Source organism: Kineococcus siccus (genome assembly GCF_009906795.1).
In the GTDB taxonomy this organism is placed as follows: domain Bacteria; phylum Actinomycetota; class Actinomycetes; order Actinomycetales; family Kineococcaceae; genus Kineococcus; species Kineococcus siccus.
Window position 1 is genome coordinate 1 of the sequence record NZ_JAAALN010000156.1, and the last position, 10,107, is coordinate 10,107.

General features: G+C 76.2%; 10 protein-coding genes. 6 read left to right on the top strand and 4 right to left on the bottom strand.

Going from position 1 to position 10,107, the window contains the following annotated elements:
• Nucleotides 1-68: 68 nt before the first annotated feature.
• Both ndk and GTR02_RS15740 read left to right on the top strand, forming a co-directional pair.
• Complete coding sequence (ndk, locus tag GTR02_RS15735) at nucleotides 69-503, top strand: nucleoside-diphosphate kinase (protein WP_166608442.1); 435 nt, start codon at nucleotides 69-71, stop codon at nucleotides 501-503.
• Nucleotides 504-609: 106 nt separating this feature from the next.
• The gene (locus GTR02_RS15740) at nucleotides 610-1,002 is read left to right on the top strand and encodes a VOC family protein (protein WP_166608449.1); all 393 of its coding nucleotides are present in this window, start codon (nucleotides 610-612) and stop codon (nucleotides 1,000-1,002) included.
• Nucleotides 1,003-1,050: 48 nt separating this feature from the next.
• Here the strand turns inward: GTR02_RS15740 and GTR02_RS15745 are convergent, their stop codons facing one another.
• Nucleotides 1,051-1,458 carry a DUF4440 domain-containing protein gene (locus GTR02_RS15745; protein ID WP_166608443.1) on the bottom strand — a complete coding sequence of 136 codons (408 nt, stop codon included), beginning with the start codon at nucleotides 1,456-1,458 and terminating at the stop codon, nucleotides 1,051-1,053.
• The gene (locus tag GTR02_RS15750) at nucleotides 1,455-2,390 is read right to left on the bottom strand and encodes an SDR family NAD(P)-dependent oxidoreductase (RefSeq protein ID WP_166608444.1); all 936 of its coding nucleotides are present in this window, start codon (nucleotides 2,388-2,390) and stop codon (nucleotides 1,455-1,457) included. The genes GTR02_RS15745 and GTR02_RS15750 overlap by 4 nt, the downstream gene beginning before the upstream one ends.
• A gap of 177 nt (nucleotides 2,391-2,567) precedes the next feature.
• Here GTR02_RS15750 and GTR02_RS15755 point away from each other — a divergent pair, with 177 nt between their 5' ends.
• Nucleotides 2,568-3,389 (top strand): MmyB family transcriptional regulator, encoded by an 822-nt coding sequence (locus GTR02_RS15755; RefSeq protein WP_205709400.1) that lies wholly within the window; start codon nucleotides 2,568-2,570, stop codon nucleotides 3,387-3,389.
• Nucleotides 3,390-3,422: 33 nt separating this feature from the next.
• Here the strand turns inward: GTR02_RS15755 and acs are convergent, their stop codons facing one another.
• Nucleotides 3,423-5,396 (bottom strand): acetate--CoA ligase, encoded by a 1,974-nt coding sequence (gene acs, locus GTR02_RS15760; RefSeq protein ID WP_166608445.1) that lies wholly within the window; start codon nucleotides 5,394-5,396, stop codon nucleotides 3,423-3,425.
• Nucleotides 5,397-5,554: 158 nt separating this feature from the next.
• Here acs and GTR02_RS15765 point away from each other — a divergent pair, with 158 nt between their 5' ends.
• The 3 genes from GTR02_RS15765 (at nucleotide 5,555) to GTR02_RS15775 (ending at nucleotide 7,855) form a co-directional block, all read left to right on the top strand.
• Nucleotides 5,555-6,352 (top strand): DUF1684 domain-containing protein, encoded by a 798-nt coding sequence (locus GTR02_RS15765; protein WP_166608446.1) that lies wholly within the window; start codon nucleotides 5,555-5,557, stop codon nucleotides 6,350-6,352.
• 38 nt (nucleotides 6,353-6,390) lie between these two features.
• The gene (locus GTR02_RS15770) at nucleotides 6,391-6,876 is read left to right on the top strand and encodes a GNAT family N-acetyltransferase (RefSeq protein WP_166608447.1); all 486 of its coding nucleotides are present in this window, start codon (nucleotides 6,391-6,393) and stop codon (nucleotides 6,874-6,876) included.
• A gap of 133 nt (nucleotides 6,877-7,009) precedes the next feature.
• Nucleotides 7,010-7,855, top strand: coding sequence for a methyltransferase domain-containing protein (locus GTR02_RS15775; RefSeq protein WP_166608448.1), 846 nt, complete (start codon nucleotides 7,010-7,012; stop codon nucleotides 7,853-7,855).
• Here the strand turns inward: GTR02_RS15775 and GTR02_RS15780 are convergent.
• Nucleotides 7,791-9,809 carry an FAD/NAD(P)-binding protein gene (locus tag GTR02_RS15780; protein WP_338073853.1) on the bottom strand — a complete coding sequence of 673 codons (2,019 nt, stop codon included), beginning with the start codon at nucleotides 9,807-9,809 and terminating at the stop codon, nucleotides 7,791-7,793. The two genes, GTR02_RS15775 and GTR02_RS15780, sit on opposite strands and share 65 nt — an antisense overlap.
• Nucleotides 9,810-10,107: the final 298 nt, after the last annotated feature.

Sequence of the window (10,107 nt, forward strand, 5' to 3'; positions counted from 1 at the left end):
GGACCTTCGGAGCCGACCGGCCCGCGGTTCGCGCGGGACGGCCGGGCCGGCACCGCTACCCTGCGTGCGTGGCCACGGAGACCGACGTCCAGCGCACCCTCGTCCTCGTCAAGCCGGACGGCGTGCGGCGCAACCTGACCGGCGAGGTGCTGCGGCGCGTCGAGGCGAAGGGCTACACGCTCGTCGCGCTCGAGCTGCGCACCGCCGACCGCGAGCTGCTCGCGGGGCACTACGCCGAGCACGAGGGCAAGCCGTTCTACGAGCCGCTCGTGGAGTTCATGCTGTCGGGTCCGGTCGTCGCGGCCGTCGTCGAGGGCCACCGCGTCATCGAGGGCTTCCGCTCGCTCGCGGGCACCACCGACCCGACCACGGCCACCCCCGGCACGGTGCGCGGCGACCTGGGCCGCGACTGGGGCCTGAAGGTCCAGCAGAACCTCGTCCACGGCTCGGACTCCCCGGAGTCGGCGGCCCGCGAGATCGGTCTCTGGTTCCCCGCTCTCTGAGGACCGGTCCTCCGGGTGACCGCTGAGTTCCGCGCGGGCCCGCGGTCTACGGTTCGACACCACCCGAGAGGGGTGGACGAGCCGAGGAGGACTTGCCGTGAAGCGCATGGTGTACATCAACCTGCCGGTCGCCGACGTCGACGCGTCGGCCTCGTTCTTCTCGTCGCTGGGCTTCACGCTCAACCCCCGGTTCAGCGACGAGACCACGCGCTGCGTGGTCATCGAGGACAACATCATCACGATGCTGCACGCGCCCGAGAAGTGGGCGCAGTTCCTGCAGGGCGAGGCCGCGCCGCGCGGCGCCACCGAGGTCATGATCGCGCTGTCCGCCGCGGACCGCGCGGAGTGCGACGACCTCAGGGCCAAGGCGCTGGCCAACGGCGGGGCGGAGTACGCGCCGACCACGGACCTCGGGTTCATGTACGGCACGAGCTTCCGCGACCCGGACGGGCACTGCTGGGAGGTCACCTGGATGGACCCCGCGACGATCGAGGGCTGAGGCCGGCCGGTCGTGCCTGTGCCGGCGACACGAGCACGGGCCGGGGCCTCAGACGGCGATCACCACGCGGCGCACGAGCTCCCCGGCGAGCGTGAACCGGTACCGCAGGACCACGGTGGCGCCGGGGAAGTCCCCGTCCAGGCGGGCCCGCACCACGACGTCCTCCCCGTCCGGCGCCCAGTCGAGGACCGTGGTGCGGTAGCGGAACTCACCCCGGGCGCGCCGGGCCCACACCTCGACCTGGTCGCGACCGAGGTGGGTCCGCCCGTCGTCGACCACCTCCACGTCGGGCGCGGACAGCGCGAGCTGGCCGCCGACGTCCCCGTCCACCTGGGCCCGCACCCAGGAGGCCACGACCGCCGGGGCGCCGTCGAGACCGTCGGGTGGTGCCTCGCCCCCGGTGCGGCCGCCCGCCGCGCCGGTGACGCCCTCGTCCCTCCCGCCCGCGCCGGTCACCGCAGGACGCCCTCGGAGAGCGCCCAGAGGCGGTCGGCGCCGTCGGGGTCGAGGGCGTAGGCGGCGACCGTCGTCACGAGGACCTCGGGATCGGTGGGCCGCTCGTCGACGGTGGTGGCTTCGGTGTTGTCGTTGAAGTACCGGCCGCCGACCCCCTGCAGGAGAGGGGACACCGCGGCGTAGAGGGTGGTCGACGCGCCCTGGCGGACGTCCTTCTGCTGCTCCGGCGGAGTCGCCAGGGCCCCGCCGACGTGGCGCTGCAGGTCCGTCCGCACGGCCCCCGGGTTCACGGCGTTGACCGCGATCCCGTCGTCGGCCCAGCGCCGGCTGGCCCCGACCGCGAAGAGGACGCCCGCCGTCTTCGACTGCGCGTAGGCGGACAGCGGGTCGTACGGGCGGAAGCGGTAGTCGACGTCGTCGAACACCACCGGCCCGAACAGGTGGCCGGAGGAGCTGACGTTCACCACCCGGGCACCGTCCGGTGCGGCGGCGAGCGCCGCGTGCAGGCGCGTCGTCAGGTCGAAGTGGCCGAGGTGGTTGGAGGCGAACTGCACCTCGTGGCCGTCGGCGGTGCGGGTGAGGCGCTGGACCATCATCACGCCCGCGTTGTTGACGAGCAGGTCCAGCGGCCCCTCCCACGCCTCGGCGAAGGCAGCGACCGACCGGCGGTCGGTGAGCTCGAGACCGCGGACGTGGACGTGCGGGTTGCCGGTGAGGGCCTGGACCGCCTCCGCGACACCGGCGGCCGCGTCTGGGCGGCGGGCCCCGATCGTGACGTCGGCGCCGCGGGCGGCCAGGACGCGCACCGTCTCGACGCCGAGGCCGGAGGCGCCGCCGGTGACGACGGCCCGCCGGCCGGTCAGGTCCAGGCCTGCGGTGACGTCGTCGGTGGTGCTGAGGCGGGTGAAGGGGGAGCGGGTGAGCTGGTCCATGGTGTCCTCTCGGCGGCGCGAGGTGGTCGGGGGGTCCGACGTGCGCCGACGCGGACCATCGTGGGCGGGTCCGGCCGCAGGACGGGAGACCCCCGGAGGACCCCCCCTCGCGGGGCCCCGTGCGGAGGTCCGGCCGGGTCCGCGGGGCCGGTTCCCCGGCGCGCTAGGGTTCCGGCCGTGGAGGGCGGGAACCAGATGGGCGCCTACCTCAGGGCCCGCCGGGAGCTCGTCACCCCGGAGGACGCGGGACTGCCGCGCGGCCCCCGTCGCCGGGTCCCCGGTCTGCGGCGCGAGGAGCTCGCCGTGCTGGCCGGCATTAGCCCCGAGTACTACCTCCGGCTGGAGAAGGGCCGGGACCGCCACCCCTCGCCCGAGGTCCTGGACGCGCTGGCCGGGGTGCTCCGCCTCGACGCGGACGCGGTGGCCCACCTGCACCGCATCGCCGGGGCGGGCGGGTACCGCTCCGGCCGGGTCGTTAGCGCGGGAGCCGTGGCTCCCGGCGTGGCGCGGCTGCTCGACGACCTCGGGGTCCCGGCCTTCGTCCAGGGCCCTCTCCAGGACGTCCTGGCCGCCAACGCGCTGGCCCAGGCCCTCTCACCGCAGTACCGGCCCGGCGTCAACCTCCTGCGGGCGGTGTTCCTCGACCCCCGCGACCGGGTCCTGCACCAGGACTGGGACCGCGCGACGCGGGAGGCGGTCGCGGGCCTGCGCGCCCAGGCCGGGACCGACCTCGACGACCCGCTGCTCCAGGCCCTGGTGTCGGAGCTCTCCGCGGGCAGCGAGCGGTTCCGCCGCCTCTGGGCCCGCCAGGACGTGCGGCAGAAGGTCGGCGGGACCAGCCGGATGCTGCACCCGGACGTCGGTCCGCTGGAGCTGCGGCACGAGAAGTTCACGGTCAACGGCAGCGACGGTCAGGTCCTGGTGGCCTACCACGCCGAACCGGGGTCGCCCTCGCGCGCGGCCCTGGGTGCCCTGGCGGCGCTCGCCTCCCGCCGCTGAGCGGCTGGTCGTGCCGGTCCGACCACGGAGGCGTCAGGGGCGGCTGGCGACGTAGCGCGCCCAGGCGAGCTCCACGCCGGCGAGGGCGGTCTCGTCCTGCAGGGACGTGACGTCGCCGCCGCTGCGGCCCGCGGTCATGTCCGCCATCAGCCGGCGCATGATCTTGCCGGACCGGGTCTTCGGCAGGTCCGCGACCACGACCACGTCGCGGGGCTTGGCGATGGCGCCGACCCGCGCGGCCACGTGGTCGCGCAGCGCCGCGACCAGCCCGGCGTCGCCGGGGTCGTCGGCGTCGGCCCGGCCGCGCGTGACGACGAACGCCGTGATGCGCTGCCCCGTCGTGTCGTCGGGAGCGCCGACCACGGCGGCCTCCGCGACGCGCGGGTGCGAGACGAGCGCGGACTCGAGCTCGATGCTGGAGAGCCGGTGCCCCGAGACGTTGAGGACGTCGTCGATGCGCCCGCCGATCCACACGTAGCCGTCGGCGTCCTTCGTCGCGGAGTCGCCCGCGAGGTAGTAGCCGCGGTCGGCGTAGGGCTCCCAGTAGGAGCGCACGAACCGGTCGTGGTCGCCCCAGACCGTGCGGGCCATGCCCGGCCACGGCTTCGTGATGACGAGCACGCCCTGGACGCCGGGCGCCACCTCCTCGCCCGCGTCGTCCACCACGGTCGCGGCGAGCCCGGGCAGCGGCACGGTGCCGGACCCCGGCTTCAGCGTCGTCACGCCGGGCAGGGGAGCGATGACGGCCGCGCCCGTCTCCGACTGCCACCACGTGTCGACGATCGGGCAGCGCCCGCCACCCACGTTGCGGTGCAACCACACCCAGGCCTCGGGGTTGATGGCCTCCCCGACGCTGCCGAGCAGCCGCAGGGACGACAGGTCGTAGCGGGCGGGGAGTTCCGGCCCGTGCTTCATGAACGTCCGGACCAGCGTGGGCGCCGTGTAGTACGTCGTCACGCCGTACCTCTCGATGACCTCGAAGTGCCGGCCCGGGTGCGGGGTGAGGGGGCTGCCCTCGTAGATCACCTGGGTCGCGCCGTTGGACAGCGGCCCGTACATCTCGTAGGTGTGCGCCGTGACCCAGGCCAGGTCGGCCTGGCACCAGTAGACGTCGTCGTCCTTGAGGTCGAACACGGCCCAGTGGCTCCACGAGGCGTGCGTCAGGTAGCCGCCGCTGGTGTGCACCAGCCCCTTCGGGCGCCCGGTCGTGCCGGAGGTGTAGATGATGAACAGGGGGTTCTCCGCGTCGAAGGACGGCGCCGCGTGCACGGTGCTCGCGGTGTCGACGACGTCGTGCCACCACACGTCCCGGCCGGGTGTCCAGGGGACGTCGGGCGTCGCGTCCCCCGTGCGGCGCAGGACGAGGACGTGCTCGACGTGGTCGAGACCCGCGACCGCGGCGTCCGCCGCGGCCTTCACGGCCACCGCCGTGCCGCGGCGGAACTGCCCGTCGGTGGTGACGAGGACCTTCGCCCCCGTGTCGGCCACGCGGAACCGCAGCGCCTCGGCGGAGAAGCCGCCGAACACCAGGCTCACGACGGCTCCGATGCGGGCGCACGCGAGCGTCGCCACGATCGTCTCGGTCAGCACGGGCAGGTACAGCACGACCCGGTCGCCGTGGACGACGCCGAGGGACTCCAGGGCGTTCGCCAGCCGGCAGACCTCGTCCTGCAGCTGCGCGTAGGTGGTCGTGCGGCTGTCGCCGGGTTCGCCCTCCCAGTGCAGCGCCACCTTCTCCCCGCGCCCGGCCGCGACGTGCCGGTCGACGCAGTTCACCGCCACGTTGAGGCGGCCACCGTCGAACCACCGCGCCGTGGGCATGGTCGAGCCGTCGAAGACCGTGTGCCACGGGGCGTCCCACTGCAGTCGCGCGGCCTGCTCGGCCCAGAAGGCCTCGGGGTCGGCGGCGGCGCGCGCGTACTCCCCGGCGCCCACGTTGGCGTGCCGGGCGAACTCGGGCGGCGGGGGGAACAGCAGGTCCTCGCCGGGCGTCGGGACGACGGTCATCGCGGGGCCTCCTCGGGGTGTGCGGCGAGCCTAACGGCCCTGCCGCGGGGGCTCGGCGTCCGACGCCGGCCGGGGTCGGGGAACAGCCGCAGCGTCCCGGGCGCTGCTGCAGGAGTGCCGCCTCGCACCCGAGGCGTCCCGGAGCAGCGGAGGAACCCATGACCTCGACGACCCTCGACACCGCGGCCCGCCGTGCGGACTTCGAGGCGTGGCGCGAGCGCCGCACGGCGACGCTGCGCGAACCGCACGGCTGGCTGAGCCTCACGGGCCTGCACTGGCTGGACTCCTCGCCGCAGGCCGTCGACGGGCTGCCGGGGCGGTGGTGGAGCGCGGCGGACGGCGTGCACCTGCGCGCGGCCGCCGCGGACGGGTTGCGCCTGGACGGCGAGGTCGTCGACGGGGAGGTCGTGACCGCCCCCGCCGAGGGTGGCGCCGGACCGGTCGTCGAGGACGGTGACCGCCACGTCGAGGTGATCCGCCGCAGCGGGACGCACGCGCTGCGCGTGCGGGACCCGCACGCGCCGCTGCTCGCGACGTTCACGGGCGTCCCCGTCTTCGACTTCGACGAGCGGTGGGTCGTCGCGGCCCGGTACGAGCCGTTCGGCGAGGACCTCGAGGTCGTCGTCGGCTCGGTCGTGGAGGGGCTGCGGCAGCGGTTCACGGCGGCGGGCACCGCGCGCTTCGAGGTCGGCGGCGCGCCGCAGAGCCTCGTGCTGTTCCGCTCCGGCAGCGAGTTCTCGGTCCTGTTCACCGACGCGACGAGCGGGGTCAGCACGACGGGGACGACGCGCTCCCTGGCCGTCGAGGCGCCCACCGCGGACGGCCGCGTGGTGCTCGACTTCAACCGCGCGGCGAACATGCCCTGCGCCTTCACCGACCACGCGACCTGCCCGCTGCCGCCGGCGGAGAACCGGCTGCGCGTGCCGGTCGAGGCGGGGGAGAAGGCGCCCCGCTGACCTCCCGGGGCCCCACGGTCCCGACTACGCTGCGCCGCATGAAGATCCGCGAGTTCCAGTCCGCCGACTGGTCGCAGGTGTGGCCGATCTTCGACGAGGTCGTCGCCGAGGGGGAGACCTACGCCTACCCGCCGGGCCTGACGTCGGAGGCGGCGCGCGCGCTCTGGGTGCAGCCCCCGCCGGACCGCACGGTGGTCGCCGTGGACGGCGACACGGTGCTGGGCACCGCCAAGGCCGGCCCGAACCGACCGGGCCGCGGGGCCCACGTGGCCACGGCCAGCTTCATGGTCGCGCCCGCCGCGCGGGGGCTCGGCGTGGGGCGCGCCCTGGGTGAGCACGTCGTGGCGTGGGCGCGCGCGCAGGGTTTCCGGGCCGTGCAGTTCAACGCGGTCGTCGAGACGAACGCCGCCGCCGTCGCGCTGTGGCGCTCGCTGGGCTTCCAGGTCCTCACGACGGTGCCCGAGGCGTTCGACCACCCCGAGTTCGGCTACGTGGGCCTGCACGTCATGCACCGCACCCTCTGAGACGGGCTAGGCTCCCCCCACCATCTGCAGCGGCCGAGAGTCCTGGCTCCGCGTCCCCCACGCTGCGCGCGGGAGGGGCGCCCAGCGCAGCACGACCTCGACGGTGCTCACGCCGGAACGACGGGGGAGGCACGTGACGCCGTCACCACCCGCCCGCACGGGCACCGACGCCGCCGAGGCCGCCGCCTGGGCCACGTGGCAGGACTCCCCCTGGGGCCGGCTGCGCTACCGCGTCGTCGCCGCCACCCTGCGGCGCTGGCTGGCGTCGGTGGCCGAGGGCCCGCTGCGCGTCCTGGACGCCGGGGGCGGTGACGGCCGCGACGCGGTCCAGCTCGCCCTGCAGGGCCACGACGTCACCGTGCTCGACACCGCCCCGGACGCGCTGGACCTGGCGCGCACCGCGGCCGCCGCGGCCGGGGTGGGGGACCGGCTGCACACCGTGGCCGCCGACCTGGAGGACCTGCACGCCCTGGCCGCCCTGACCCGGCACCGCCAGGGCGGGTCCGGTTCCTTCGACGTCGTGCTGTGCCACGACGTGCTGCAGCACCGCGGATCACCGGCCCAGGTGCGCGCGGACGTCTCGACGCTCGCCTCGTCGCTGCGGCCCGGGGGGCTGCTCTCCCTGCTCGCGCCGAACCCGGCCGCCGACGTCGTGCACGCCGCCCTGGGCGGTGACCCCGCGCAGGCGTGGGTGCTGCTGGACGCGCCGCAGACGGTCGACGAGGTCACGGGCCGCACCGTGCTCCGGCTGGACCCCGACGACGTCCTGGCCGCCGTCCGGGCCGCGGGCTGCGAGCCGGCCGGGCGCGCGGGGGTGCTGTCGGTGACCGGTCTGCTGGAGCGGCTCGCGACGGCCGACCCGCGGCTCGTCGACGAGCGGCTCGTCGACGACCTCGAGCACCTCGAGGTCGCGCTCAGCGACCGGGAACCGCACCTGCGCTCGGCCCGGTCCTGGCACCTGGCCGCACGGCGGCGCTGACACCCGCGGTCTCCGCGGGGCGCACCGCCAGCAGGCCGCGGGCGACGGCCTCGTTGAGCCGGAAGAACCCCGCGTCGACCCCGGGGCGCGCGAACGCCGGCGCCCACCCGTTGCCCGCGACCCACGGGCCCACGGCGAAGCGGCGCGGGTGCGGGCGACCCGCGGCGTCCACGAGGTGCTGGCCGGCGTCGACGACGAGGCGGCCGCTGGTCAGCACCTCGGTACCGTCGTCGAACTCCTGCTCGACCGCCTCGCCCCGCGCGTGCAGCCGCTGCAGCAGCGGGTCGGCGGTGTCGCGCGTGCTGGGGTGCGGCAGCCGGGCGTCGACGAACGCGCGGGTGCGCAGCCGCGCGGGGCTGCTGGCGCTGGTCGCCACCCAGCGACCGGCGGCCGCGTCGGCCTCCACGGTCGTGCCGGCGCCGAGGAAGCGCAGCACCCCCGCCCGCGCGAGGGCCGCCAGCTGCTCCAGGCGTCCCGGCGGCGGTCCGCTCGCGACGTAGCTGAAGAACCCGTGCCACCAGCCGTCGACGTCGAGGGCCGCCGAGCGCGCGGTGAGCAGGCCGTGGCGCTGCGCCGCGGCGACCACGCCGTAGCAGGACAGCAGCGCGGCGAACACGGCCGCGTCCGCGGAGTGCGCGGGGTCGGCGCGTCGGCGGGTGTCGGCCACGACGTGGTCGTGGACCCGCGCGTCCACGGCGGCGGCCGAGGCCGCGCGGAAGCCCTCCAGGGGGCGGTCCAGCGCCGCGAGGTCGAGGCGGTCCTCGGCGTCCGGCACCGCCCGCGCGACGAGCTCGTCGAACGCGGGCGTGCCCCACTCCGCCGCGGCGAAGGCGCGGTCGAACTCCGCGGCGGTCGTCCGCGTCCGCTCCGGGTGGCGCAGGAACAGCTCGTGGTAGTGCGCCCCCGCCAGCTCCTTGGCGATCAGGGGCCAGACGTCGGCGCGCAGGTCGAGCGGGCGGCCGAGCCGCTCCCGCCGCTGCGTGACGGCCGCGAGCGTGAGGAAGCGCGGCAGGGGAGGGCGCGAGGCCAGCTCGTAGGAGATCTTCGACCGGTACGGGACCCCGCGCCGCGATCCCGCGTGCAGCACCGGTTCCGCGCCGCTCGGCCGGTAGTGCAGGTCGCCCGAGGCGTCCCGCTCGAACCGGCCGCCGCGGCCCTGCGTCAGCAGCAGCACCACGTCGACGAACGCCAGGCCCATGCCGAGCACCAGCACGTCCGCCCCCGGCTCCAGGACGTCGAGGGCGCCGGCGGTGTGCAGGTCGCTCGTGTACCCGGGCGCGACGTGCACGAGGTCGTGAGCCGCGGCGAAGGCCTGCAGCGCCCGCTCCCGCGGCCCCGGCAGCACGTCGGCGTGCCCCTGCGCCAGGACGACCCCGTCCACGGCCAGCGGTTCCGCGCGCCCCGCCAGGTGGACCAGCTGGCGCCCCCCGGCCGCGTCGACCACGTCGAGGGCCGTGCTCGCGTGCACCTGCACGTCCGTCCCCGTCGGCAGCCCCGCGAGCACCACGTCCCACGCCCACCGCAGGTACGCGCTGCCCAGGGCGCGCGAGACGAAGGAGTGCGGCCCGACCTCGCGCACCTCGGCGGCGAGGTCCGCCCGGCCGGCGGCGGCGAACCGCGCCGCGAGCTCGTCGCGGTGGCCGTCGAGCCAGGCGAACAGCGTGGGACCTCCCCGCAGCGGCCCGCGCAGGACGCTGGAGGCGTCGGGCAGCACGGTCACGTCGGCGGCGCGGGAGTTCATCAGCAGCAGCGGGTGCTGGTCCTCCCGCCAGATGCGCCCGGCGCCGGGCAGGTGCGGGTCCACGACGTGCACGACGAGCGGCCGCTCGCCCAGCAGCGCGGGCGCGTCGGCGCCGAGGCGCTCGAGCACCCCGAGCGTGCGGGGGCCGGCGCCGACGAAGCACAGGACGAGCGGGGTCGGGACGGGGCGGCGTGCGGTGGGGATCGCGGTCACGGGGACCTCCGGCCGAGGGTGGTTGCGCCCCGGGGTCGGGGGCGCGGGGCTCCTCAGGCCCGACAGGTCGCGGTCTGGGTGCGGCAGAGGTCGACGTGCAGCCGCCTCACCAGCACCGGGCGCCTCGAGGGCACCGCACCCGTCGTCATCCCCCGAGGGTACGCGAGCCCGGCGCCGCCGTCCCGGGCACGACGGCCGCCACGCGCGTCCGCGGCCGGGCGGTAGCGTTGAGTTCCGCCGCAGAACCCACCTCGGTGACCGGCCCCGCGCCCGACGACGTGCTCAGGAGACGCAGTGA

Excerpts from the sequence above, each read along its gene's own strand:
- acs (WP_166608445.1), bottom strand. The coding sequence starts at position 5,396 with ATGACCGTCGTCCCGACGCCCGGCGAGGACCTGCTGTTCCCCCCGCCG.
- GTR02_RS15740 (WP_166608449.1), top strand. The coding sequence starts at position 610 with ATGGTGTACATCAACCTGCCGGTCGCCGACGTCGACGCGTCGGCCTCG.
- GTR02_RS15770 (WP_166608447.1), top strand. The coding sequence starts at position 6,391 with ATGAAGATCCGCGAGTTCCAGTCCGCCGACTGGTCGCAGGTGTGGCCG.
- GTR02_RS15750 (WP_166608444.1), bottom strand. The coding sequence starts at position 2,390 with ATGGACCAGCTCACCCGCTCCCCCTTCACCCGCCTCAGCACCACCGAC.
- GTR02_RS15765 (WP_166608446.1), top strand. The coding sequence starts at position 5,555 with ATGACCTCGACGACCCTCGACACCGCGGCCCGCCGTGCGGACTTCGAG.